A 26,061-nucleotide genomic window follows, 5' to 3' on the forward strand; every position below is an offset into this window, starting at 1 on the left:
TGTGTTTATGGATGGCGGGCATTATAGCGGCTCGCCCCTGACCCGAGGCTGACAAAGACCGTGCCTGCCTTGCACGCCGCCCGGGCTGCGCGATAATGGCGAATTCTTCAGCCAGCGCTGAATTCCGAGCCCCACCGATTCGCAACGATTCGTCGATATTCGCACCGGTAACCCCGCGCAAGCTTCCCGGAGATCTCTCATGCATGCCCAGCATTTCGTTGCCAACCGCCTGATCGCGCCCGACAACGGCCTGCGCATCAAGGTGTTCGACCCGTCCAGCGGCGAACCCTTTGCCGAGATCGCCCGCGGCAACGCCACTGACATCAACGTCGCGGTGCATGCCGCGCGGCAAGCGGCCGATGGCGCCTGGGGCGCCATGGCGCCGGCCGAGCGCGTGCGCCTGCTCAACCGCATGGCGCTGTCGCTGATCGCCCACGAAGAAGAGCTGACCGCGCTCGAAGCGCGCGACACCGGCAAGCCGGTACGACAGGCCCGCGCCGATGCGCGCGCCGTGGCCCGCTACTTCGAGTTCTATGCCGGCGCGGTCGACAAGCTGCACGGCCAGACCATCCCCTACAACCCCGGCTACACGGTGCTCACGCTGCGCGAGCCGCACGGCGTGACGGGCCACATCATTCCGTGGAACTACCCGCTGCAGATCTTCGGCCGCAGCGTCGGCGCGGCGCTGGCCACCGGCAACGCGTGCGTGGTCAAGCCGGCCGAGGACGCCTGCCTGTCATTGCTGCGCGTGGCCGAGATTGCCGCCGAGGCCGGCCTGCCAGAAGGCGCGCTCAATATCGTCACCGGCTACGGCCATGAGGCTGGCGCCGCGCTGGCGCGCCACCCGGGCATCAACCACATCTCGTTCACCGGCTCGCCGCAGACCGGCAAGCAGGTGGCCCAGCTTGCCGCCGAGAACCACGTCCCGGTCACGCTGGAGTTGGGCGGCAAGTCGCCGCAGATCGTCTTTGCCGATGCCGATGTGGATGCGCTGGTGCCGGTGATCGTCAACGGCATCATCCAGAATGCGGGCCAGACCTGTTCAGCGGGCAGCCGCGTGCTGGTGGAGCGTCCGCTTTACAATGCGCTGCTGGACCGGCTCGCATCGGTGTTCGAATCGCTGCGTGTCGGCCCTTCGGAGCTGGACCTGGAATGCGGCCCGCTGATCAGCCGCAAGCAGCAGCAGCGTGTGTGGGACTTCGTCTCGGATGCGCAGCACGCCGGGATCGCCGTGATGGCGCAGGGCCAGATCGTCGGCGACGCGCCTGAGTCCGGCTACTACCAGGTGCCGATGCTGTTCCGCGATGTACCCCCCGCGCACCGGCTCGCACAGGAGGAAGTGTTCGGCCCGCTGCTGGCTGCGATGCCGTTCGACACCGAAGCCGAAGCCCTGGCGCTGGCCAACGGTACGCCGTACGGCCTGGTGGCGGGATTGTGGACGCGAGACGGCGGGCGGCAGCTTCGGCTGGCGCGCAAGCTGCGCGCGGGCCAGGTCTTTATCAACAACTACGGTGCCGGCGGCGGCGTGGAGCTGCCCTTCGGCGGCACCGGCCAGTCCGGCTACGGCCGCGAAAAGGGCTTCGAAGCCCTCTACGCCTTTACCACCCTGAAAACCATTGCCATTCAACATGGGTAACATCAATTTCCTGTCGATCGCCTTTGCCATCTTCTTTTTCTGGATGGCCTGGCATGTGAAGAACAAGCGCGCCACCAATCCGTCCGGCATGCCGCGCCTGCAGGTCTTCAAGCGCAAGTGGGGCGACACCGTGGGGGATCGCGTGCACTGGTGCCTGTATGTGGCGCTGCCGTTCCTGCTGGCGGTGATGATGGTGGCGAATGCATTGCGTGGGCGCGGACCGTTTGCGCATTGAGCGACCTGACGCGTCGCACGACATAACAAACCCAAGGAGACGAGCGATGAGACTGGCAGACAAGGTGGCCGTAGTAACCGGCGGCGGGTCCGGCTTCGGCGAGGGCATCGCGCACACATTCGCCCGTGAAGGCGCCCGCGTCATGGTGGCCGACCTGCGCGAAGACGCCGCCGAGCGTGTCGCCGCAGCGATTCGCGAGGCCGGCGGCCAGGCCCGTGCGGTGCGCGCCGACGTCGCGCGCGAAGCCGACACCGAGGCCATGCGCGACGCCACCCTCGCCGCCTTCGGCGACGTGCACATCGTCGTCAACAACGCCGGCACCACGCACCGCAACAAGCCGATCATGGAAGTGACCGAAGACGAGTTCGATCGCGTCTACGCGGTCAACGTCAAGAGCATCTTCTGGTCGGCGCGCGCTTTCATTCCGCATTTCCGCCAGCGTGGCGGCGGCGTGTTCGTCAATATCGCGTCGACCGCCGGCATCCGGCCGCGTCCGGGCCTGGTCTGGTACAACGGCAGCAAGGGCGCCGTCATCACCGCGAGCAAGGCCATGGCGGCCGAGCTTGGCAAGGACAATATCCGCGTCAACTGCGTCAATCCCGTGATCGGCGCGACCGGGCTGCTCGAAGAGTTCATGGGCATGCCCGATACGCCGGAGAACCGCGCGAAATTCCTCGCCACCATTCCGATGGGACGCATGTCGACCCCGCCGGATGTGGCCAATGCCTGCCTGTACCTGGCCAGCGACGAGGCCGCGTTCATCACCGGCACCTGCATCGAAGTGGACGGCGGCCGCTGCGTATAGGGATAGCGTCGTCCGTGCCATGCCGTGCCATGGCTGTAGCTGCATCACCGATCGTAGAAGCGTCGTAGAAGCGCAATCATCCCGAGGAGACAGCATGACAACGACTGCAGTGAATCCCGGCGTCCGCGACGCCGCGTTTGAGGATGCCACGTACCGCAAGGTGAGCTGGCGGCTGGTGCCTTTCCTGCTGCTGTGCTACGTGGTGGCCTACCTGGACCGCGTCAACGTGGGCTTTGCCAAGCTGCAGATGCTCAGCGACCTGCAGTTCAGCGAGACCGTCTACGGCCTCGGCGCGGGCATCTTCTTCATCGGCTACTTCCTGTTCGAAGTGCCGAGCAACGTGATCCTGCACAAAGTCGGCGCGCGCATCTGGATTGCGCGCATCATGATCACGTGGGGCGTGATTTCCGCGGCGATGATGTTCGTCACCACGCCGACCATGTTCTACGTGCTGCGCTTCCTGCTGGGCATCGCCGAAGCCGGCTTCTTCCCCGGCATCATCCTGTACCTGACCTACTGGTACCCGGCCAACCGGCGCGGGCGCACCACTACATTCTTCATGACCGCCATCGCGCTGTCGGGTGTGATCGGCGGCCCGCTGTCGGGCTGGGCGATGCAGGCCTTCGACGGCCACAACGGCTGGGCCGGCTGGCAGTGGATGTTCCTGCTCGAAGGCATCCCGTCGATCCTGGTCGGCCTGGTAGTGCTGGCCTACCTCGATGACCGCATCGCGCACGCCAGGTGGCTCAGCGACGACGAGAAGGCGCTGCTCCAGCGCAATATCGCGAGCGAGGACGCCCACAAGGAAGACCCGCCCATCGGCACCGTGCTGTCGAGCCCGCGCGTGTGGCTGATGAGTGCGATCTACTTTTGCTTCGTGATGGGCCTGTATGGCGTGAGCTTCTGGCTGCCGACCATCATCAAGCAGACCGGCGTCAAGGGCGCGTTGGACATCGGCCTGCTGACCGCCATTCCCTATGGCTGCGCCGTGGTCGGCATGGTGGTGGTCGCGTTCAGCGCGGACCGTTCGGGCGAGCGCCGCTGGCACATTGCGATCCCGGCCGTGCTGGGCGCGCTGGGCCTGGTGCTCTCGGTGCAGTGGCACGACAGCACCGCGCTGGCCATGGTGGCGCTCACGCTGGCCACGATCGGCATCCTGACCACGCTGCCGCTGTTCTGGAGCCTGCCCACGGCGTTCCTGGCCGGCACCGGCGCGGCCGCCGGCATCGCGCTGATCAATTCGCTCGGCAACCTCGCCGGCTTCCTGAGCCCCTATGCGGTCGGCTGGCTCAAGGACCTGACCCACAGCACGGATTCCGGCATGTACCTGCTCGCCGCCTGCCTGGTGGTGGGTGCTGCACTGACGTTGTCAGTGCCGGCAAGACTGGTCGGCCGCAAGTCATAAGCACTCCCCGCTTCGCACGCCCCCGGATATCCGCGGCGTGCATCTGCCGGGTGGCCTGCGCGCCGCCCGCTTCCCCCGCAAAAAGCCCTCCTCCGACACGCATGTAGGAGCCTGACCGGCAGTCCGCCCGGGCATCGCTCCTTAGCATGGAATGGACATCCGCCGGCCCCGCAAGGGGCGCTGGCGGCACTGTCCTTCCTTCTTTCGTCAAGGAGGCCAAGATGCGGAAACTATCTCGACAAACGTCCGGCCCCATCCACCAGCAAGACACGCGGGAACGGCGCGCCAGAACACAGCGGCTTGCCCTTCTCACGGGCGCATGCGCAGCGGCAGTGTTTGCGTTCGTGCCTGCCGCGGGACAAGCCCAGACTTACACGGCACCGGCGGACGCCGCGGCCGCGCCCATGACACCGACTCCACCGTCACCGGGCACGCCGCCGATGCCGCCCACGACGGCAACACCGCCGGCAGCGGCACCTGCGCAGACTCCCGCGCCGATCGACACCGCTCCGGCTGCACCGTCGCCACCGCTGGCAGCGCCCTCCCCGCCAGCCCCCTCCCCGCCATTGGCTACGCCTGCGCCGCCACCGCCGCGCGATGCGATGGTGCCGCGCAAGGCCGGCTCCGTGACCTACATCTGCGGCGGTGTGGCCACGGATGAACAGCGCGCGCTGGACGCGAAGTCCGGCAACTACAACATGGGGCTGCTCTTCACGCAGGGCCCGCGCGGCGAATACCTGTCGGACGTCACCGTGACCTTGACGCGCAACGGTCGTGAAGTCGCGAACTTCGTGGCGGACGGCCCGAAGTGCCTGCTGCGGGCGCCGGCAGGCAGCTATAACGTGCGCGCTACGTATGAGGGCCGGACCAAGACGCAGGTGGTCAGCACCGGTACGCACAATGCGCAGATGCGCTGGTGACTGACTGAGTAGCCGCGCGCATGGATGCGCCCGCTCGCTTGATCGAACTTGCTTAGCGAAGTCCGCAAAGCAAGCGGGCCGCCTCACGGCGGCCCGCTCTGTCATCCCTGCGCCCGGAAGCCGCTTCAGGCTTCCGGCTGATCCCCAAGCATCTGCGCAACCGAACCTGCCATATTGGCGGCACGTGCGCCGATCAGCCGTTGCAGCGTGCCCAGCAACTCGTCCTCGTTGTAGGGCTTGCCAAGGTACACGTCCACGCCGATCTCCTCCGCATAGCGCCGGTGCTTCTCGGCCGTGCGCGAGGTGATCATCACCAGCGGCATGTGGGTGGTGCGGCTGTCGGCGCGCACGTTGCGGGTCAGGTCGAAGCCGTCCATGTGCGGCATCTCGATGTCCACCAGCATGGCATCCGGCATCACGTCCTGGAGCTGCTTGAGCGCATCGACGCCATCGCGGGCCAGCAGTACCTCGTAGCCGGCGCGCGACAGCAGGCGGTGCGCGGCCTTGCGTACGGTCAGCGAATCGTCCACCACCATCACGGTAGGCTGCATCACCAGGCCCGCAACCGGCGTCGCGGCGCCATCGCCACTCAGCTCGGCCACTGCGCCCAGCGGTTGCGCAGCAGACAGCTGCATGGCCGCCGGCGCTGCTTCGCCGCGCACGCGCTCGAAGCGCTGGGCCAGCACCACCGGGTTGTAGATCAGCACGATTTCGCCGTCGCCCATGGTGGTGGCACCGGCAATGCCTTCCAGGCGCGCCAGGTGCGGACCGATGTGCTTGACCACCACTTCGCGGTTGCCCACCACTTCATCCACATGGACCGCCACGCGCTCGGTGCCGCTGCGCACGACCACCACCGGCGAATACTTGCGGCCGGACGGCGTCGCCGCGCTCTCCTCGAGCAAAGCGCCAAAGTAATGGAACGGCACGGCGTGGTCGGCCACGGTGATCTGGCGCTGGTTATAGGCATCGAGCAGGGCCTGCGTGCGCAGCTGCTGGACCTGGTCGATCATGCCGCTCGGCAGCGCATACATGCGCCCGCCCAGCCCCACCACCAGCACCTGCGTGATGGCCGTGGTCAGCGGCAAGTGCACCGTGAACGTGGTGCCGCGGCCGGCTGCGGTCGACAGCGTGATGCGTCCGCCCAGTGCCACGGTTTCCGCGCGCACGACGTCCATGCCCACGCCGCGCCCGGCAAGCTCCGAGACCGAATCGGCCGTCGAGAACCCGGGCGTAAAGATCATCTCCGTCAGCCGCGCGTCGCTGGCTTCATCGTCAGGCGCCAGCAGGTCGCGCTCCACGGCGCGTGCGCGAATCCGCGCGAGGTCCAGGCCCGCGCCATCGTCGACGAAATGCAGCACGACCTCGTTGCCTTCCTGCTGCACTTCCAGCGTCAGCGAGCCGGCCGCCGACTTGCCCGCGGCGTGCCGGACTTCCGCTGTTTCGATGCCATGCGCCACGGCATTGCGGATCAGGTGCTCGATCGGGCCGGCCATGCGGTCCAGCACGGACCGGTCGACCTCCACCGTACCGCCCTGGATCAGCAGCCTGACTTCCTTGCCGGTCTCCGCGGCGGACTGGCGCGCGACGCGATAGAGGCGTTCGGCCAGCGCGTCGAACTGCACCATGCGCGCCTGCATCAGCCCGCGCTGCAGGCCGCGCGTGAGCCGCGCCTGTGCGGCCAGGTCGCCCGCGGCGCGGTCGAAGCCGCGGTGCAGGTTCTGCTCCACGGTGGCCACGTCGTTGACCGACTCGGCCATCATCCGCGTCAGTTCCTGGAAGCGCGTGAAGCGGTCGAATTCGAGCGGATCGAAGTCCTGCTTGTGCTGGGCGTCGGCTATACGCGAGGCCATCTGCGATTCCGCCTGGATCTCGATCTCGCGCAACTGGCCGCGCAGGCGCGCCACGTTGTCGTTCAGTTCGCCCAGGTAGGCGCGCATGGAATCGAGTTCACTTTCCAGGCGCGCGCGCGTGGCGCCGACTTCGCCGGACTCGTTGATCAGCGTATCGAGCGCGCGGGCCTGCACGCGCACCAATGCGCGCTGGCGTTCGGAGGCCTCAGGCACCGGCACCTGCGCCGGCTCGCCAGCCGTGGCCGTGCCGAGGGGCACCGGCAACGCCGCGCCCGCGCTTTCCGCATTTTCCGTTTTGGCGGCGGCGACGCTGGCCATCACCGGCGTAGCGGGCGGTTCCGGCGCGGCCAGCCCGTTGATGACGTCAGCATCGTCCGGCACGAGCAGGCGGCCGGCCTGCAGGGCCTCGACATGCATCAGGATCCGGTCGTACCACGCATACAGGCGACTGAACAGCTGCGGACCGACGCGCTGCGCGCGCAGGCTGGCGTCGAGGAGCGTTTCCATCTCGTGCGCGGCCTGCCCCAGCGCCATGGCGCCGGCCATGCGCGCACTGCCCTTGAGCGTATGCAGCGCGCGCAGCACCAGGCCACCTTGCCTGGCGTCTTCGGGTGCCGCTTCCCACGTGCGCACCAGCCGGCCGAGTTCGGGCAGGCTGCCGTGCGCTTCCTCCAGGAAGATCTCGACGAGGGTCGCGTCCAGTTCGGTGGTATCGGCCTGAACGACCGCCGCCGGCAGCGGACGGACGGGCGTCGGCATCGGGATCACCACCGCGTCATGCGTCACCGCCGCTGGGGCCTGCGATGCCGGGGATGCCGGCTGGGCCTGCTCCGGCACCACGGGCGGTTCCGTGTTCGCTTCCGGCTCCGGCGCGTGCGCGGACAATTGACCGAACAGGCTGGCCACGGAGCCATCCGGCTCGGCAGGCGCCTGCGGTGCCGGCACCTGGACCCGCGGGCGCAGCAGTGCGCGCTCGCCAAACTCGGTCAGGCTGCGGTGCAGGCTGGCATCAGCCTCGGGCCAGATCCCCGCGGCGAATTGATGGAGCATGCCGCGCAACCGTTCGACCGCCTGCTCCAGCAGGCGGAAGTCACCGGGGTGAATGGCGACAGGGTGCGCGCCGAGTTGCAGCAGCAATTGCTCGAGCGCCTCGGCAATCTCGCGCACGGGCTCCAGCCCGACCGTCGAGGCGCTGCCCTGCAGCGTGTGCGCGACGCGCAGCGCCAGCTCGCTCGGGCACGGGTGGTTCTCATGGCGCCACTCGGAAATGTCCGTAGCGAACTGGCGCAGGAGATCGTCGGCCTCCTGCAGGTAGACGTTGTAGAGCGGCAGGCCAATGCGGATCGGGCCGATGACCTTGAAGTTGTCGTCCTCGTCGGACAGCGCGCCAGACAGGCGGAACGGGATGACGTTGTCGTCGTCGGGAGCGGCGGCGGGCGTCTCGCTCCCGGCCTCGGGCGCGGCTTCGGATGCCTCCGCAACCACGGTGTCCGGCACCGGCGCATCGTCGATGAAGACCTGTTCCGGCTCCGCCGTGCCGGAAACTGCGGGCGCTTCCGGCTGCGGATCGCGCACCGCCTCGGCCGCGGCGACGAGCGGCGCGATGTCATGGACCGCGCCGGCATCGCGATGCAGCAGCGCCACCCACGCGGACAACTCCGCGTGCGCGCGGCGCAGCAGATTGAGCAGGGCCGGCACGGGCTCGCGTGCCTCGGCGATCCACAGGTTCATCACCTGCTCCACGGCCCAGGCCGCTTCACCGTAGCGATGCAGGCCGACCATGCGGCTCGAGCCCTTGAGCGTATGGAAAGCGCGCCGGATGCGGCTCAGCGTATCGGCATCGCCGAGCGCTTCGAGGCCAGAACCCAGGTCGCCGGCAATGCCACCGAGGACTTCGTCGGCTTCGTGCAGGAAGATCCCGAACAGTTCGGCGTCGAGTGCGGCGCCATCGTCGGGCGCCAACGACGGTCCGGCCGCCTGCAGGGCGACCGGCATCGGCTCGGCCAGTGCCGCTATCAGCCGTTCGCCCGATGTGTCGCTGCCGGCCAGCCACGCATTGAGCTGCGTGCTGGCTTCGGTGGCCTGGCGGCGCAGCGCGGCATTGTCGTCGATGGCGGCCTGGTCGGCCAGGGCCTGCAGCGCGGTGCGCAGTCGCTGGACCGGCGGCATGTCGGCGGTGGCGCCGGTGCGGATGGCTTCGCTGGCCGCTGCTCGTGCCACCGACAGCGGATCGTTGCCGACCGCGCCCGTCTGGCGCAGCGCCAGCGCGTCGTCGGGGTCCTCGTCCTCGGCTTCGTGACGGCTGCGGCCCAGTTCCAGTGCATCGATAAACGCATGCACGGTGCCCAGCGTCTCGGCGATGGCGGACAGGGTCTCGCCGCGCAAGGCCTCGTCGATGCCGGTACCGAGCCTGCCGGCTTGCCGCACCGCCGCCTGCACGGCTTCACCGGCCCGCTGCGCCTCGTCGTTCAGCCCGTGCGGCAGGCCATCGGTGTCCTGCAACGCATCCAGCGTGGCGCGCAACGCTTCGAAGGCCTGCACGGCCTCCGCCAGGCTGGTCCCGGCATCGGGCCGGGCCGCGTTGCGGTCATAGGTATCGAGCCACGATTCGCCGCCGTCCAATTGCGCGCGCAACTGCGCGACAGCCTGCACGCGCGCCGCCTGGGCGCGGGCTTCGTCGGCCATGCGCGCCAGCCACGCCGGTGCCACGGCAGCCGGGTCGGCCAGGCATTGCGCGAGTTCCTCGCAGCGCGCGGCGAAGACCGCTGCCGTGGGGTTCGGGCTCATGCCGTGCACGCGCCAGGGCAACGCCAGCGCCCGCGACAGGAACACGGCGATGCCGGTGGCGCCCAGCGCCTCGTGGCGGTCGGGCGCCGCGCCGGGCCGGAGCGCGGCCTGCGACAGGCACAGCTGCAGGGCCGGCTGCGCCAGCGGCTGCGCGGCCTCGGCCAGCGCCGCGAGCGCGATCTCCCAGCCCGCGGGGTCGCCTTCGGCGGCACGCTCCAGCCCTGCGGCGGCCTGCTGCAGGTTGCGGGTGTCGATCGGATCGAGCCAGCCGTAGTAGCGCAGACGGTGGTCGGCGCCGGGCTGGGCGTGCGCGCGGTCGAGGCGGAACGCCTGCACGGTGCGCGCGATATCGGCGCGCACCGTCGTCAGGGCGATCTCGTCCACGCCGTGCAGAGGGGGTTCCCCCTGCTCGGACAAGGTGCAGACCAGCAGGAAGATGGCATCGTTGAGCAAGGCCTGCGGCACGCGCACCTGCCCCTGCTGGTATTGCCGCAGCAACAGGTGGGCACGACCGGCAAATCGCTTCGACAGCAGGTCGGACGGCAGCAAGCCGTGGGCCAGGGCGCGGAACACCAGCGCCAGCACATGCCAGACGCCACGGTCCGGATGGTCGGTGGCGCGGCGCGCCTCCTGCTCGCCGGCGCGGACGTCGTCCAGCGCTTCCTGCAACGGCAGGTACGCTTCGCGCAGCCGCTCGGACTCGGCGCACTGCAGCGGCAGCCGCAGCGCCTTGAGCAGCGCGGCTTCATAGCGCTGGCGCGCGCGCGTGACGGCCGTTGCGTTGCGCGTGGGCAGCAGGATGCCGGGCAGCATCTGCAATTCATCGAGCCACAGGTCGGCCGGATGCACGCGTTCGTCGCCGAGCAGCGACAGGATCTCGGCATACGGACGGAACAGCCGCAGCGGATCCTGCTCGTCGCCCGCCATCAGGTCGTCGACGTATTCGGCAAGCGCCTGCACGCCGGTCCGGAACACGGCGAGCGTGGCGGCATTGGCGGCCACGCCGCCGCCGTCAAGGCCCTCGATCAGGCGCCGCAGCGCCTGGCAGTACGGGTCGACCCCGCGCAGGCCCACGATATGCACGGCGCCCGCGGCCTGGTGCAGTTGTTGCCCGGCCAGGCGCAGCGACGTGGTATCGCGCGCGCCCAAAGCCTCGGGCGCCTGCTGGACTTCATCGACGTAGTGGGACAGCTCGGTCGCGGCATCGTCCAGCGCGGCGCGCAGGCTCGGTGCCACCCACGCCAGCACGGACAGGTCGCGCGAGGCCGGCATGGCCGGCTCCGGCGCATCCGCCAGCGGCGCGTGGGTCAGGTCCGCTGGCAGCATTTGCGGCAGCGGCTCGGCGGGATCACGCGGTAGGGGAGAATTCAAGGACATCACGGCTTCCATTGCGGCCTTTGCGCGCGAGGCGGGGCAGTCCAGACGCGACAGCGGGCGTCATCAAGGTCAGGCAATCTTGAACCGCGATACGGAATTGCGGAGCTCTTCGGTCAGCTGCGTCAGCTCGCGCACCGAATTCGCGGTCTGGCGGGTACCGGCGGTGGTGTGCTCGGTCGCCTGCAGAATGCGTTCGATGTGACGGGCGACGCCGCCGGCCAGGTCCGCCTCGTGCGAGGTGGAGCGTGAAATCTGCTCGATCAGCTCGGCCAGCTGGCGCGACACGCGGCCGATTTCCTGCAGCGCGGCGCCGGCATTGTCCGACAGGCGCGCCCCTTCCACCACGCCCTGCGTGCTGCGCTCCATGGCATGCACCGCGTCCTGGGTATCGGTCTGGATGGTGCGGATCAGCGCGCCGATCTGCTTGGTGGCCTCGCCGGAGCGTTCGGCCAGGCGCTGCACTTCTTCGGCCACCACCGTGAAGCCGCGGCCGGCTTCGCCGGCGGACGCCGCCTGGATGGCGGCGTTGAGTGCCAGCACGTTAGTCTGCTCGGTAATGTCCGAGATCAGCTCGACGATTTCCCCGATCTCCTGCGACGACTCGCCCAGTCGCTTGATGCGCTTGGACGTCTCCTGGATCTGCTCGCGGATGTCGTTCATGCCCGCGATGGCGTTCTGCACGGCGTGCTGCCCCTGCTCCGCGGCGGTCAGCGAGGCGCGCGCCACATTGGCCGACTCGGCCGCGCCGCGCGACACCTGCGTGATGCGGTCGGCCATGTCCACCACCGATTCCCCGGTCTGCCGGATCTGGCGCGACTGCTCTTCCGTCGTCGTGGCAAGCTGGTTGGAGGTCGCCTGCACCTGGCCCGAGGCCAGCGTCACTTCCCCGGCCGTCTGCTGCACGCGGCCCACCAGTTCGCGCAGTTCTTCCACCGTGTAGTTCACCGAGTCGGCGATGGCGCCGGTGATGTCCTCGGTCACGGTGGCCTGGCGCGTCAGGTCGCCGTCGGCGATGTCCTGCAGCTCGTTCATCAGCTGCAGAATGGCCTTCTGGGTGGTGTCGTTGTTGCGCTTTTCCTCCAGGCGGCGCGTTTCGGCTTCACGCTCGCGCGCCTCGGCTTCCAGTGCGCGCAGGCGCGAATCGCGCAGGTACAGCGCAGCCAGGCCGGCCAGGCACAACAGCGTCATCAGCGCCGAAACCACGGTGGCGCCCAGCGTCACGGGACGGAAGCGCGCCGCCTCGGCGTAGGACTTCTGCAGCGCGGACAGTTCGCCGCGCAGGGCTTCGTTGTCGTTGAAGATCTGCTGCTGCGCGCGCTTGGCGGCGATCAGGCCGGGCAGGTTCTGCAGGATCGTCTGGGTGGTCTTCTGCACCGCGTCGAAGCGCTGCGAAAGCTGCTGCAGGTAGCCGCGCGTCTCGGCATCGGTCGCAGCGTTGAGCCGCAGCGCCTCGCTGCCGTTGAGCAGGCCGTCGAGCGTCTCGCGGAAGGTGTTGGTGTCCTTGCCGAGCAGGAACGCCGTCTCGGGGTTCACGCCTTCGCCCGACAGGAACTCGTTCAGGTTCTTGCCCAGGCGCTGCGTCAGCATCACCAGCTGCGCCGAGGCGGCGACCTCGCGCGCGTTGGAGCCGGACTGCAGCTTGAGCGCGGCAACCTGTTCCGCGGCCTCGAGCAGTTCGGGGTTCGAGGCGTTGAAGACCTGCAGCGTCTGGCCGATCGTGGTCAACACGGGCTGCTGCGCGAGCACGTCGGCGGCACTCTTCTCGCTGCGCTTCCACGAGCTGATCGCGGCTTCCAGCAGGGCCTGCGCCGCACCCGTGGTGGCGCGCACCTGCTTCTCGACGCTGCCCGCGAGCAGGGCCTGCAAGTCTTCGGCCAGCGCTTCCTTGGACTGGCGCAGCTGCGTGAAGGCCTGCACGTTGCCCAGCAGCGCCACCGGCGCGGCCTTGCCCAGGCGCTGCGAGTGCATCAGCATGTCGCCGGAGATCTCGATCTGCGCGGCGGCGTTGTTGGCGATGCGGTTGTCCATGTACACCGAGCCGAGCAGTGCCACCAGCGACACCACCACGCCGATGGTCAGCCCACGCTGCTGCGACGAGAACGGCATGCGTTCCAGCCATGACGACACGGCATCGACAGGGGAACGGCCCAGCCCGCCGGCACGCATGCCGGCCGATGCCGCCCCGGCGCGGTCCTCCACCAGGCCCGCAGCCGCGTCGGCGGCCGGCTTCCGGCTTCCCAGGCTGATTTTCTTGAACCCCATAGCACCCTCTGTCCGTTGAATCGTTGTCTGGGGCGGCCTCGACCCGCGCCGCCGCGTTATTTGTTCTTAATTCTCTTGCGCCCCCGACACCGCGACCCACGGCGTCGGACGCCCCACGGGGCTATGCCGCTACCCGGCCCGCTTGGAGGAAAGCTGGCGCATCGAGCAGCGCGCGCACGTCCAGCACCTGCCAGGCACGGCCGTCGCCATCATCGAGACGCCGGCCTTCCCATGCGGCATCGGCCGCCGCGTCGTGCGCCGGCGCACGCAGGTCCGCCGCGTGGCGCAAGCCGACCACACGCGTGGCCAGGATGCCGCAGGCCCGCTCGACCTGGCGCGACAGCACCACGATCTTGCTGCCCGGCTGCAGCGGTGTCGGTCCCTCGCCGCAGAACAGGCCGAAATCCACCACGCCCAGCAGGTTGCCGCGCGCATTGACCAGGCCGGCATACCACGGCTGCGTCAGCGGCACGCGGCTCGGCTGGCGCATGTCGAGCACCTCGCCAGTCTGCGCGAGCGGCAGCAGCCAGCCGCGCTGGCCCACCTGCAGCGCCAGGTAGCTGTCCGCCGCGGGCACGTTGCGGGCTTCGCGCAGGCGCCTGGCCAGCATGGCCTGGTAATCCTGCAGGCGGGTCTGGCGGGTGCGTAGGTCTTGGCGTGGCGCGTTCATGTGCGTCTCCAGCTTACTGGCGAAGACGGGTGCCGTCAGTGGGACAGCGCCGCAATCTTGGTGAGCAATTCCTTGCTGTCGACCGGCTTGACGATGTAGTCCGAAGCCCCCTGTCGCATGCCCCAGATACGATCGGTGTCCAGGCCCTTGCTGGTGCACATGATCACGGGAATATCCTTGAAGCGGTCGTCGCGCTTGATGGCGCGCGTGGCCTGGTAGCCGTTCTGGCCGGGCATCACCACGTCCATGAGGATCAGGTCGAAGGCCTCGGCCTCCAGGCGCGTGAAAGCCTGTTCGCTGTTGCCTGCGACCGAGACCTTGAAGCCCTGCTTGCCGAGCAGGTCGGACATGAACAGGGCTTCGGTGGGCGAGTCATCGACGATGAGGATCTTGTTGATGGTTGTCATGAGTCAGTTCCTTGAATCCGGGTCATGCCGGCAGCACGTTGCCGGCCGCCTGGGCAGGCATGCAGGCCTGGACGGCTTGCAAGAGCGTGTCACGCGTAAAGGGCTTGGCAAGGTGATCGCGCGCGCCGACCAGGCGCCCGCGCGAACGGTCGAACACGCCGTCGCGCGAGGACAGCATGACCACGGGAATGGCGTGGAAACGCGGACTTTTCTTGATCAGCGAACAGGTCTGGTAGCCGTCGAGACGCGGCATCAGGATGTCGCAGAAAATGAGATCGGGACGCATGTCGCCGACCTTGGCAAGCGCTTCGAAACCGTCCTCGGCAAGCACGACCTGATAGCCCGCCTGCGACAGGAAGATCTCCGCCGTACGGCGGATGGTGCTGGAATCATCGATCACCAGCACCCTGCGCGACGATGCCGGCGCGGATGCCGGCTCCGGTTCCGGCTGCGCGCTGGCGCCGGCATTGACCCAATGGTTTTCTAGTGGTTGTGCGACCCGCATGTTGTTCCCGCGACCAGCGTCTCCCTGCGGAGCACCGGCATTTCTTGAGAACACCCGCGCGGAGCGGCATGGACTGGCCAGCCGCACCGGCGGAACCCCGAATAATCTTCCCTGCAAAAGGCCGGTCAGGAGACCGGCCTGTGGCGGCACGTGGAACCCGCACCTGCCTTGGCGTCCTTTGCCACCCCCGAATGGCGGGATGGACGAAGGATTATTTTGCGACAGAGTGTGACAAGACGCCGGAGGGCCGTCAATCCGGAGCGACCGGCACGGTCCGGCGAATTGTCGCGCCGGCGCGACGCGGCGATGCCGCGCCCCCGACGCCAGCGAGCCGTGGCCTCAGATGGCCACCATCTCGAAATCTTCCTTGCGGGCCCCGCACTCCGGGCATGTCCAGTTGATGGGCACGTCTTCCCATTTGGTGCCCGGGGCAATACCGTCTTCCGGCGCGCCGGCAGCCTCATCGTAGATCCAGCCGCAGATCAGGCACATCCAAGTCTTGTATTCCATAACAGGCTCTGGTCGCTCTCCATTAAAATTCAGCGCAGATGGTACCGAATCGGCGCCGACGGCGCCAGCCGCGTTAGCCAGAATCGTGCCAAATCCGCCGTGTTCGCGCACGTTAGCGTACAAATACCGGACAAATGCCGCGCTATTCCGGCGCATTGCACCGCTTTGCCGATCCTTTGGCGCCAGTTCGCGTCCGCTTGAACGCGTTTCCCGAGTTTTAGACCAGGCAGACCCATGTCCCGTAACCAGCAGCTCTTCGACCGTGCCCAGCAAACCATTCCCGGCGGCGTCAATTCGCCCGTGCGCGCCTTCCGCTCGGTGGGCGGCACGCCGCGCTTCATCACGCGCGCCGAAGGGGCCTATATGTGGGATGCCGAGGGCCAGCGCTATATCGACTACATCGGCTCCTGGGGCCCGATGATCGTGGGCCATGCCCATCCGGACGTGGTGCGCGCCGTGCAGGAGACCGCCGCGCACAGCTTCTCCTTCGGCGCGCCGACCGAAGGCGAGATCGAGATGGCCGAGGAAATCTGCAAGCTGGTGCCGTCCATCGAACAGGTGCGGCTGGTTTCCTCCGGCACCGAGGCGACCATGAGCGCGCTGCGCCTCGCGCGCGGCTTCACCGGCCGCGACCTGATCATCAAGTTCGAAGGCTGCTACCACGGCCATGCCGACAGCCTGCTGGTCAAGGCCGGCTCGGGCCTGCTGACCTTTGCCGACACCACGCAGAACGCGCCGTCTTCAGCAGGCGTGCCCGCCGACGTGACCCGCCACACCATGGTGCTCGAGTACAACAACGTCGAGCAGCTGGAGCAGGCGTTCGCCAAGCATGCAGGCGAGATCGCCGCCGTGATCGTCGAGCCGGTCGCCGGCAACATGAACCTGGTGCGCGCCAGCGACGCCTTCCTGAAGGCCATGCGCGAACTGTGCACGCGCGACGGCGCCGTGCTGATCTTCGACGAGGTCATGACCGGCTTCCGCGTGGCGCTGGGCGGCGCCCAGGCGCACTACGGCATGACCCCGGACCTGACCTGCCTGGGCAAGATCATCGGCGGCGGCATGCCCGCGGCGGCCTTTGGCGGCCGGCGCGACATCATGGCCAGGCTGGCGCCGCTGGGCGGCGTGTACCAGGCCGGCACGCTGTCCGGCAACCCGCTGGCGGTGGCCGCCGGCCTGACCACGCTGCGGCTGATTCAGGCGCCCGGCTTCTATGACAAGCTTGCCGCACAAACCCGCAAGCTGGCCGATGGCCTGAGCGAAGCCGCCCGCGCCGCCGGCGTGCCGTTTGCCGCCGATGCGATCGGCGGCATGTTCGGACTCTACTTCCGCGAAGGCGTGCCGGGCAGCTTTGCCGAAGTCACGAAAAGCGATACCGCGCGCTTCAACCGCTTCTTCCACGCCATGCTCGACAACGGCGTGTACCTGGCGCCGTCGGCCTTCGAGGCTGGCTTTGTCTCGGCCTGCCACGACGACGCCATCCTCCAGGCTACGCTGGACGCCGCGCGCAAGGCCTTCGCGGCCTGACGCAGACCGCTCCCGGGGTCGCCGCCGGCGGTAACGCGCCGTGCGCTACACTTGAGATTCGTCTCAACCCGGGAGCCCTCGATGCGCGCCTCACTGCCCCTGCCCTCCTCTTTGAACCGGGCTGCCGGCTGGTTCCGCTGGCTGTTGCTGGCTTGCCTGGCCAGCCTGCTGTCGGCCTGCGGCTATAACGACTTCCAGACCAAGGACGAGGCGGTCAAGGCGGCCTGGGGCGAGGTCGTCAACCAGTACCAGCGGCGCGCCGACCTGATCCCCAACCTGGTCAACACGGTCAAGGGCTACGCCACGCACGAGCGCGAAACGCTCGAGGCCGTGACCAAGGCACGCGCCGCCGCCACCAGCATCCAGGTATCGCCCGAGACCCTGAACGATCCTGAGGCGTTCAAGCGCTTCCAGCAGGCCCAGGGCGAGTTGTCCGGTGCCCTGTCGCGCCTGCTGGCGGTGTCCGAGAACTATCCGCAGCTGAAGGCCGATGCCTCGTTCCGCGACCTGCAATCGCAGCTCGAAGGCACCGAGAACCGCATCACCGTGGCGCGCCAGCGCTACATTGTTGCCGTGCGCGACTACAACGTGCTCGCGCGCAGTTTCCCCACCAATCTCACGGCCATGGTGTTCAAGTACGAGGTCAAGCCTTCGTTCGCGGTGGAAAACGAGAAGGCCATCTCCACACCGCCCGCTGTGAAGTTCTGATCGCAAGGCAATCATCATGGGCACGCTGATGGACTTGCCCGCCTTCCGTTCCGGGCGCCGCTGGCTGGCCGCCCTGCTTTGGCTGGCCGCCGCGCTGGCCATGCCGGCCCTGGCGGCCAATGACGGTTTCGTGCCGGTACCGCCGCTGACGCAGCGCGTCACCGACCTGACCAATACCCTGTCCGCCACACAGCGCACCGCGCTGGAAAACGTGCTGGCCGAGTACGAGCAGCAGCGGGGCAGCCAGATCTTCGTGCTGATGCTGCCGACGACCGAGCCCGAGACCATCGACGCCTACGGCATCCGCGTGGCGGACGCCTGGCGCGCCGGGCGCAAGGGCATCGACGACGGCGTGATCGTCCTGATTGCCAAGGACAACCCGCCCGACCTGCGCAAGATGCGGCTGGAGGTCGGACGCGGCGTGCAGGGATCGCTCACGGACGCCATGTCCAAGCGCATCCTTCAGGACATCATGGCCCCACACTTCCGCCAGAACGACTTCTATGGCGGGCTGTCGGCCGGCATTTCCGCGATCCAGGCTACCATCGACAAGGAAGGCCTGGCCGGCCCGCAGCCGGGCAAGCAGGAATCGTCATTCTGGTCGGACTGGCTGCCGGTGCTGTTTCCGCTGGCCATCATCGTGTTCTTCTTCCTGACGGCCGCCACGCGGCGGCGCGGTCCGCAGATCATCACCACGCCGCGCGGCCGCGACGTGATCGCGGGCGGGCTCGGCGGACTGGGCGGCTACGGCATGGGCAGCGACTGGGGACGTCGCGGCGGCTTCGGCGGCGGCGGTGATTTCGGTGGCGGCGGGGGCGGCTTCGGGGGCGGAGGCGGTGGCGGCTTCGACGGCGGCGGCGCCTCCGGCAACTGGTAAGGAGAGCGGACCATGCCATCGCTGCGACGCGCGCTGCGCCACCTCGGCACCACCACCGGCACTGCCCGCCGCCACTTCCCGACACAGGCGCAACAGCAGCTGCACGACGCCGTCCACGCCGGCGAAGCGCGCCACCGCGGCGAGATCCGCGTGGTGATCGAGTCCAGCCTGCCGCTCGGCCATGCCTGGGGCGGCACCACGCCGCGGGCACGGGCGCGTGCGCTGTTTGGCGCGCTGGAGGTGTGGAACACGGAAGAGCACACCGGCGTGCTGCTCTATATCAACCTGGCCGATCATGCGGTGGAGTTGCTGGCCGACCGGGGTATCGACGCCAGCGTGGGCGCGAACACCTGGCGCGCGGTTTGCGATGAACTGGTACAGGGGCTGGCCAGGGACCTGTCGGTTGGTCCGGTGCTGGCAGCCGTGGCCAGCATTCATAACCTGCTCGCGACGCATTTTCCTTCCGATGGCGGCCGTAATCCGAATGAGCTGGACGACCGGCCGCTGGTGCTGTAGACCGGGCCCGAACGCGAAGGCCGGCATCCCGCACATTCCATTCCTGGCTGCGACGCTCCAATACGGATTCGACACGCCGGCGCTGCACGCGTCATTCTTGTAACGCGACACCTGTTCACGCGCGAAACATCCCTTTGCCCGATATGGCGCCGCGCGTGCCCCGACTAAGCTGATTGCACAACGACACTCAGCGAAAAAAGCGGAGCGCTGACCTCCGCCAGAACGGGGAAACCATGCCAGAAAGCCTAGCGCACACCGGGCAAGCAAGCGCACCCGCGCCCAAAACAGACCTCCGCGAACTGGTCGTGGAGTTGGCGTTAAGAGCCACCACGGCAGTACTGCTGGCAGGTTTCTCATATGGGGCAATCAAGCGCTGGTTGGCCGAGCCATCGCGAATCACCCTTTTGCTGCTCGTGGTGGCCAGTTGCCTGACACTCGGCCTCACCCTGTTTGCCCGCGTCCCCAAAAAGCGAGACTGGAATCCGGTCACGGTACTCTGCTCGCTGGGTGGCACATACTATTTCCTCGCCATCGACCTGGCGCCCGGCACACACCTCGCGCCGGAGATTGTGGGCGCCGCCCTGCAGGTCGCAGGCATTGCATGGCAAATCTACGCAAAGCTCTCGCTTCGCTTCTCGTTTGGCATCTTGCCGGCGAATCGTGGCATTGTGTCGAACGGTGCCTACCGCTTCATGCGTCACCCGATCTACCTGAGTTATCTGATCGCCGATATCGGCTTTCTGCTCACAAACTTCGGACCGCAAAACCTGCTCGTCTATGCGGGGCTGTACACGCTGCAGTTCGTGCGGATTCATCGCGAGGAAGCGCTGCTGTCCGACGATCCCGAATACCGCGCGTATCGCGAGAAGGTGCAGTTTCGCGTCCTTCCTGGCATTTACTGAACCCTTCGCCGATCGATCAACGGGGCCGTCGCGCCCCCATGGCGTACCACGCCGCCGCCAGCGCCTGCAGCACGACTAGCCCGGTCCATGCCGCCCGGTGCGCCTGGATGGGATAGTGGCCGCCAACCCCCGGCCACAGATCGAGCACGAAGCCCACGCCCACCTGGCAGGCAAAGGTCGCCAGGAACACCGTCAACGTGAGCGCCGTGGTGGCGCGCCCGATCAGCGCATCGGGAAAGCTGCGTGCCAGCACGGCGTAGGTCAGGATGCCGCTCGAGCCGAACACCCCGTAAGCCGCCCACAGCAGCGCCGGTGGCAGTGGCACCTGAGCCAGCAGCAGCACCTGGACGACGATAAACGCCGTCATGCCCGCCCCGGCAAAGGCATACAGGCTGATGCCCGCCCGTTCGAGGTGTCGCGCGGCCCAACCCGAGCCGACGCAGCCCACCATCATGGCAATGCCGATCACCGACACCAGCCGCGCGCCGGCGGCCGGCCCGAAGCCCCCGACGTCCCGCAGGAAAGCGCCCACCCACAAGGTCTGTACCGCCAGGAATACGCCCTGGTTCAGCAGCGTCAGCGGCACCACGCGCCAGAAACGTTCGCTGGCCAGGATCTGGCGCGTGCCGCGCAACTGCTCGCGCAGGCTTTCCTTACCGGCGCGCGGCTTGTCCGGAACGCCGAACCACAGCAGCACCGCCATCGCGAGCGTCACGCCCGCCAGCCCGGCATTGACCATGCGCCAGTCCGCCACCGAAAGCAGCCACGCCAGCGGCGTGCCCACCAGCACGGCACCGAGGCCGCCGATGGCCATCACCACGCCATTGAGCAGCGGCATGCGCGACAAGGGAAACCACATCGACAGCGCCTGGATTGCCGCGCCCAGGCAAACCGACACGCCGACGCCGATCAGCATCCGGCCGGCGGCGAGGCCCGCCATGCCAGGCGCCAGCGCGAACACCAGCGAGCCAGCCACCGCCACGAGCAACATCGCAGCCTCGGTGCGGCGCGGGCCATAACGGTCCAGCAGGATGCCCGCCGGCAGTTGCGCGCAGGCGAAGCCAAGGAAATAGAAACTCGTCAGCAGGCCCAGGTCGCCGGCACCGAGGCCCAGCTCGCGTGTCAGGTGCGGCGCAAACCCAAGGTTGACGCCACGGAACACATAGGACACCAGGAAGCCCAGCGAAAACACGGCCAGCACGCGCCAGCGGGGGTCGGAAGCAGGCTTTGCGTGCTGGGACGCAGAAGAGAGGTTGGGAGGAGCGGTCATCGTCATGGGCTGGATTGTGCAACAGGTGCGCCTGGAGCGCTGGCGGCGGACTCCGCTACGCCTGCCAAAGCCGCGACGTATCACTCCTGAAATTGTTTTGATGCCCAATGTTGGCAATACAAAGCAATTTCGTTTGATGCAGCGAACCACAGCGGATCAGCGTTCGCGTCAAAGGCACCATTACCCGGCCAAGTCCGGGCGCCGACACTCTTCCGGCGGTCAGAGTTTCACGAATGCAACCGATTGGCGCGGTCATGCCAGCTACCGTGCAATTTCTACCCATCCCATCCATAGAGATGAGATGTGGTGGATGGCAGTTGGTGGCCTCATCCGCCGACTCGTGCAAAGGCGTGTCATCGCGCCGCCACGCGCACGACGACAACATCAAAAGAAGCCACAACGCCGATTGCACCTGGGGATAACCCGGTCACTGAAGTGCGCTTCCATGTAATCGCTTCGGTTCCTTGTTACACACGCGCAACCATTCGGAGGTCTCTTTTGCGTGCCGACTCAGTGTCGCGGCCCTCTGGCGTTTCCAACAGCGCTTCCCCCAGTCCGGAGGGACCGACCGACTGGAAATGCCCCTTCATCCACAAGTGGATGAGTATGCGTTTCGTTTGCACCATGACTGTGTCGCGCCCAACCGCGCTCGACGACCCGGGCAGTAACAGAAATGGAACATTTTGACTTTCCCACGCTCAGGCGAATTTCGGAAAACCACAATTTTTTCTTTGTTTTCATGCGTTTAACCGGCTCTGGCACATTCGTCGCGAATATGTCCTCGCGAACATGAAGCCCGGAATTGGGGAAGTCTGAAACCGAAGCGCCAACACACTGGCAAACGTTCGACGGAGATCAGTTTCAGAACGACCCCGCTTCCCAGGGCGGGATTCGGGCTGGTGCTGTAAGCGCGGGGCCGCGCGGAAGGGAACGGCTCGCACCGACGCATACCGTTGCGGTCTGAGCCGGGAAGTACAGGAGAGGTCTTTCAGGAAACCACGGGTCGCGCCAGCGCGGGCGGCCCGTGCGACCTGGACAGTCAAAGCCAGTCATGGATGACCATGGCGGCGATGGGGACCGCGAACAGAGCGGGATGCCGGTGCGCCGGCATCACAAGGGGTGTAGCCAGGCCTGCCGAGCGGGCCCGGCAAAAAACAGAATTCGGGAAAGACGCCTGGCCGACGCGGCATCGACGCGCGGCCGGCGCGGGCCTGAGGGCCACCGAATCCGATGTCCGGCAACCGCTGGTATCGGTTTCGTCAATAAAAAGATCCGGGGAAATCGTATGAGCGCTTACGCCAACCGTCCGCTGCTCTACTTGTCGCAGCATCACGACGCCACACTGTGCCGGGCTCTGTCGCAACGCGGCTGGAAGATCAGCTTTGCGTCGAGCCTGCAGGATCTCGACGCGCTTTCGCACAATCCACAGGCCTGTGCCGCGCTGCTCGATCTCCACAGCGGGTTCAGCGACACCGAGCTGGAGTCCTTCGAGCCCTGGCTATCGCATCCGCTGCTGAGCTGGATTGGCATCGTCGCGAGCCGCGACGCGCTGAGCGATGCGGCGCGCCGCCTGCTTGGCCTTTACTTTGTCGACTACTACACCGCCCCGTTCGAGCTGGCGCATCTGGCGCACTCGCTCGGCCACGCACAAGGCATCGCGCAGATGCGCCCCGCCGCGCAGCGCGCGGGCGCCAGCAGCGCGCGGCCGGACGGCATGATCGGCAATTGCCAGGCCATGCAGGCACTGTTCCGCGGCATCGAGAAGGTGTCGCTCTGGGACACGCCGGTGCTGATCTCGGGCGAATCGGGCACCGGCAAGGAACTCGCCGCGCAAGCGATCCACCGCGCCAGCGATCGCGCACAGAAGCCCTTTGTCGCCGTCAACTGCGCCGCCATCCCACCCACGCTCCTCATGTCGGAACTGTTCGGCTACGAGCGCGGCGCGTTCACGGGCGCGGCCAAGCGCAAGCTCGGCCGCATCGAGATGGCCCAGGGCGGCACGCTGTTCCTGGACGAAATCGGCGACATGCCGCTGGAAAGCCAGACCAGCCTGCTGCGCTTCCTGGAAACCGGCAAGATCGAGCGCCTGGGCGGCACCGAATCGATCGAGGTGGACGTGCGCATCATCTCGGCCACCCACGTCGACCTGGAAGCGGCGATCGCGACTGAACGGTTCCGCGGCGACCTGTACCACCGCCTGTGCGTGCTGCGCGTGCGCCAGCCACCGTTGCGCGAGCGCGGCAGCGACCTTGTGCTGCTCGCCGAACACATGCTCGCCGGCGTGCGCAAGCAGTCGCCGAACCGTATCCGCGGCTTCTCGCCGACTGCACTGCGCGCGATCCAGCTGCACAACTGGCCTGGCAATGTGCGCGAGCTGATCAATCGGATTCGGCATGCGGCGGCGATGTGTGAAGACGGGGTGATACAGCCGGAAGACCTGGAGCTGGCCGCGCCCGCCGAAGAACGGCCGCTGACGCTGGCCGCGATCCGCGAGGCCGCTGAGCAGGGCGCGATCGTGGAGGCGCTTCAGCGCAACCATGAGCGGCTGATCGATGTCGCGGCAGAGCTGGGGATTTCGCGGGTGACGTTGTTCCGGTTGATGCGGGATTACAAGCTGCAGGTGAAGAAGGGGGATCTGGGGCTGGTTTGCGTGCAGGGCTGATCTGACCGACTTCGAAGGAATCGTCCCATGTCCCCTGACGCTTATCTTGAGATGGCCGACACCGAAGCCAGCCACTGGTGGTTCCGTGGGCGGCGCGACATTCTCGCCACCGTCCTGGCCGGCGTGGCCTTGCCGCCTGACGCGTCCATCCTGGAAATCGGAGCGGGGACCGGCGGCAACCTCGACATGCTTTCGCACTTCGGCAAAGTCAGCGCCGTGGAAATGGATCACACGGCCCTGCAACTGGCGCGTGAAAAGACCGGCGGGGTCCACGACATCCGCGCCGGCAGGTGCCCGGACGACATGCCGTTTGCGGAAGGCAGCTTTGACCTGGTCTGCCTGCTGGACTGCCTGGAACACATTGCCGACGACGATGGCGCCCTCGACTGCGCGGCAAGCATGCTGAAGCCGGGCGGCGCGATGCTGGTCACCGTGCCGGCGTACCAGTGGCTATGGAGCCGGCACGACGTCTTCCTGCATCACCAGCGGCGCTACACCAAGGGCTCGCTGCAGGCACTGGTCAGCTGTTGCGGCCTGCGCCTGGAGCGCATCAGCTACTTCAACACCCTTCTGTCTCCGCTGGCCATCACCGCCCGCCTCAGCGACCAGTTGCGGGGCAGCGAAAAGGCTACTGGTGCCGGCGTTCCGGCCCGATCGATCAACAACGCACTGCATGCGTTGTTCAGCGCGGAGCGCCACTGGCTTTCAAGCCGTTCACTGCCGTTCGGCATCTCGCTGATGGCGATCGTCCGGACACCGTGAGAACGGCAGTCAGCACGGGCGAGTTGCGCCAGGTCGCGCGGTTCCTGGTAGCCGGTACAAGCTCGACCGGCGTCCATGTCGCCGTTGCTGTGACGCTGATCGGCGCCATGGGAACTTCACCGGTCACGGCGAACGGCGTGGCCTTCCTGTGCGCGACCGCCTGCTCCTATCTCCTCAACACGCTATGGAGCTTTTCATCGCGGCTGCGCTATGCGACGCTCGGTCGCTTTGCCGGCGTATCGCTGCTCGGACTGGGCCTGACCACGGGCATCTCGTGGACCGCACAGGCGCTGGGCGCAAGCTATTGGACGGGACTTGCCTGCGTCGTGCTGATGGTGCCCGCCTTCACGTACATAGCGCACCGGACCTGGACCTACCGGACATAGACCGGCCCCGGTCATGGGGCCGAATCCGACCTCAGCGACTGTTGCTGGCGTGCCCGCGCTCCAGCCGGATCACCCGCCGGCCGGAAGCGAACTGCCGATCCTGGCCAAGCTCCTGGTAGCGGCGCCGTATCAGGTAGATCGGCCGCCCCTTGGCTTCGTCGTAAATGCGGCCGATATATTCGCCGACCACACCAAGTCCGATCAGCTGGATGCCGCCGAGGAACAGCACCACGGAAAGCAGCGATGCATAGCCGGGAACATCGACCCCGAAGATCAGCGTCCGCGCCACGATGAAGGTGCCATAGATAAAGGCGCTCGCGGCGATCAGGAGCCCGATATAGGTCCAACTGCGCAGCGGAAGCGTACTGAAGCTGGTGATGCCCTCGAGCGCGAGGTTCCACAAGCGCCAGCCCGAGAACTTCGAGCGGCCCGCGCTGCGCGGCTCACGCTCGTAGCGCACGATTGCTGTCTTGTAGCCCACCCACGCAAACAGGCCCTTCATAAAGCGATGCCGCTCCGGCAACTGCTTGAGCGCATTGATGACCACGCGGTCCATCAGGCGGAAATCGCCCACGTTCACGGGCAGCTTCAGGTCGGACAGCCGGTTATGGATGCGGTAATAGCTGGCCGCCGTCACGCGCTTGAGCCAAGAATCGCACGCGCGACTGCTCCGCTGCGCCAGCACGACTTCCGCGCCCTCGCGCCAGTGCGCGACAAGCATCGGGATCAGCGAGGGAGGATCCTGGAGGTCCACGTCCATGGGGATCACGGCATCGCCCAGGGCTTCATCGAGCCCCGCAGTCAATGCGGCTTCCTTGCCGAAATTGCGCGTCAGGTCGACTACACGCACGCGTTCGTCGCGCTGCGCGTAGTCGAGCATCTGGTCCAGCGTGTCGTCTGTGCTGCCATCGTTCACGAGCACGATTTCGAAGCGGAGGCGGTCGATGGATTCCAGGATCGGTATGACGCAATCGAAGAACCCTGCGATGCTTGACGACTCGTTGTAGCAGGGGACAACGAGTGAAAGCATTCTGAAATCGTATGGAACGGACATGTTGTCTCCCGGGGCGGGGGCGCGTTAC

At 67.3% G+C, this 26,061-nt stretch carries 21 protein-coding genes; 13 read left to right on the forward strand and 8 right to left on the reverse strand.

From position 1 onward, the window contains the following. Positions 1-199 precede the first annotated feature (199 nt). From ACIGJB_RS12050 to ACIGJB_RS12070, 5 genes are all read left to right on the forward strand, one after another. Positions 200-1,636: an aldehyde dehydrogenase family protein gene (locus tag ACIGJB_RS12050; RefSeq protein ID WP_483730032.1), complete on the forward strand. Its 1,437-nt coding sequence runs from the start codon at positions 200-202 to the stop codon at positions 1,634-1,636. Beyond that, positions 1,629-1,871: a hypothetical protein gene (locus ACIGJB_RS12055; protein WP_276099722.1), complete on the forward strand. Its 243-nt coding sequence runs from the start codon at positions 1,629-1,631 to the stop codon at positions 1,869-1,871. The genes ACIGJB_RS12050 and ACIGJB_RS12055 overlap by 8 nt, the downstream gene beginning before the upstream one ends. Before the next feature lie 46 nt (positions 1,872-1,917). Further along, positions 1,918-2,676 (forward strand): SDR family oxidoreductase, encoded by a 759-nt coding sequence (locus tag ACIGJB_RS12060; protein WP_483730033.1) that lies wholly within the window; start codon positions 1,918-1,920, stop codon positions 2,674-2,676. A gap of 94 nt (positions 2,677-2,770) precedes the next feature. Further along, positions 2,771-4,081, forward strand: coding sequence for an MFS transporter (locus ACIGJB_RS12065; RefSeq protein ID WP_483730034.1), 1,311 nt, complete (start codon positions 2,771-2,773; stop codon positions 4,079-4,081). A gap of 404 nt (positions 4,082-4,485) precedes the next feature. After that, positions 4,486-5,001, forward strand: a complete 516-nt coding sequence (locus ACIGJB_RS12070) for a hypothetical protein (protein ID WP_483730035.1) — start codon at positions 4,486-4,488, stop codon at positions 4,999-5,001. A gap of 125 nt (positions 5,002-5,126) precedes the next feature. Here ACIGJB_RS12070 and ACIGJB_RS12075 read toward each other — a convergent pair whose 3' ends face one another. The 6 genes from ACIGJB_RS12075 to ACIGJB_RS12100 all read right to left on the reverse strand — a co-directional run bounded on the left by ACIGJB_RS12075 (position 5,127) and on the right by ACIGJB_RS12100 (position 15,372). After that, positions 5,127-11,018, reverse strand: a complete 5,892-nt coding sequence (locus ACIGJB_RS12075; protein ID WP_483730036.1) for an Hpt domain-containing protein — start codon at positions 11,016-11,018, stop codon at positions 5,127-5,129. 69 nt (positions 11,019-11,087) lie between these two features. After that, positions 11,088-13,280, reverse strand: a complete 2,193-nt coding sequence (locus ACIGJB_RS12080; protein WP_483730037.1) for a methyl-accepting chemotaxis protein — start codon at positions 13,278-13,280, stop codon at positions 11,088-11,090. Between the two features lie 121 nt (positions 13,281-13,401). After that, a complete protein-coding gene (locus ACIGJB_RS12085) occupies positions 13,402-13,950 on the reverse strand; it encodes a chemotaxis protein CheW (RefSeq protein WP_483730038.1) in 549 nt (182 codons plus the stop codon). Between the two features lie 35 nt (positions 13,951-13,985). After that, on the reverse strand, positions 13,986-14,357 hold the full coding sequence (locus tag ACIGJB_RS12090; RefSeq protein WP_483710680.1) for a response regulator: 372 nt from the start codon (positions 14,355-14,357) through the stop codon (positions 13,986-13,988). Between the two features lie 22 nt (positions 14,358-14,379). Then, complete coding sequence (locus ACIGJB_RS12095) at positions 14,380-14,862, reverse strand: response regulator (protein WP_483730039.1); 483 nt, start codon at positions 14,860-14,862, stop codon at positions 14,380-14,382. 339 nt (positions 14,863-15,201) lie between these two features. Continuing rightward, positions 15,202-15,372 (reverse strand): rubredoxin, encoded by a 171-nt coding sequence (locus tag ACIGJB_RS12100; protein WP_008644874.1) that lies wholly within the window; start codon positions 15,370-15,372, stop codon positions 15,202-15,204. A gap of 234 nt (positions 15,373-15,606) precedes the next feature. Here ACIGJB_RS12100 and hemL point away from each other — a divergent pair, with 234 nt between their 5' ends. From hemL to ACIGJB_RS12125, 5 genes are all read left to right on the forward strand, one after another. Continuing rightward, positions 15,607-16,896, forward strand: coding sequence for a glutamate-1-semialdehyde 2,1-aminomutase (gene hemL / locus ACIGJB_RS12105; protein ID WP_483730040.1), 1,290 nt, complete (start codon positions 15,607-15,609; stop codon positions 16,894-16,896). An 81-nt stretch (positions 16,897-16,977) separates the two neighbouring features. Beyond that, positions 16,978-17,604, forward strand: a complete 627-nt coding sequence (locus ACIGJB_RS12110; protein WP_483730041.1) for a LemA family protein — start codon at positions 16,978-16,980, stop codon at positions 17,602-17,604. Positions 17,605-17,620: 16 nt separating this feature from the next. Further along, positions 17,621-18,481: a TPM domain-containing protein gene (locus ACIGJB_RS12115; RefSeq protein ID WP_483730042.1), complete on the forward strand. Its 861-nt coding sequence runs from the start codon at positions 17,621-17,623 to the stop codon at positions 18,479-18,481. Positions 18,482-18,493: 12 nt separating this feature from the next. Beyond that, complete coding sequence (locus tag ACIGJB_RS12120) at positions 18,494-18,997, forward strand: TPM domain-containing protein (RefSeq protein WP_483730043.1); 504 nt, start codon at positions 18,494-18,496, stop codon at positions 18,995-18,997. A gap of 233 nt (positions 18,998-19,230) precedes the next feature. Further along, positions 19,231-19,899: a methyltransferase family protein gene (locus ACIGJB_RS12125; protein ID WP_483730044.1), complete on the forward strand. Its 669-nt coding sequence runs from the start codon at positions 19,231-19,233 to the stop codon at positions 19,897-19,899. Between the two features lie 16 nt (positions 19,900-19,915). Here ACIGJB_RS12125 and ACIGJB_RS12130 read toward each other — a convergent pair whose 3' ends face one another. Beyond that, positions 19,916-21,169 (reverse strand): MFS transporter, encoded by a 1,254-nt coding sequence (locus ACIGJB_RS12130; protein ID WP_483730045.1) that lies wholly within the window; start codon positions 21,167-21,169, stop codon positions 19,916-19,918. Positions 21,170-22,454: 1,285 nt separating this feature from the next. Here ACIGJB_RS12130 and ACIGJB_RS12135 point away from each other — a divergent pair. From ACIGJB_RS12135 to ACIGJB_RS12145, 3 genes are read left to right on the forward strand one after another with little or no spacing between them, the layout of a single operon-like run. Next, positions 22,455-23,831, forward strand: coding sequence for a sigma-54 dependent transcriptional regulator (locus ACIGJB_RS12135; protein WP_483730046.1), 1,377 nt, complete (start codon positions 22,455-22,457; stop codon positions 23,829-23,831). A gap of 27 nt (positions 23,832-23,858) precedes the next feature. Beyond that, positions 23,859-24,593: a class I SAM-dependent methyltransferase gene (locus ACIGJB_RS12140; RefSeq protein ID WP_483730047.1), complete on the forward strand. Its 735-nt coding sequence runs from the start codon at positions 23,859-23,861 to the stop codon at positions 24,591-24,593. Then, a complete protein-coding gene (locus ACIGJB_RS12145; protein ID WP_483730048.1) occupies positions 24,590-24,979 on the forward strand; it encodes a GtrA family protein in 390 nt (129 codons plus the stop codon). The genes ACIGJB_RS12140 and ACIGJB_RS12145 overlap by 4 nt, the downstream gene beginning before the upstream one ends. A 31-nt stretch (positions 24,980-25,010) precedes the next feature. On the opposite strand, the gene ACIGJB_RS12150 is transcribed toward ACIGJB_RS12145, so the two are convergent. Then, complete coding sequence (locus ACIGJB_RS12150) at positions 25,011-26,033, reverse strand: glycosyltransferase family 2 protein (RefSeq protein WP_483730049.1); 1,023 nt, start codon at positions 26,031-26,033, stop codon at positions 25,011-25,013. Between the last annotated feature and the right edge of the window lie 28 nt (positions 26,034-26,061).

The organism is Cupriavidus sp. C2SS-8b (assembly GCF_057073745.1).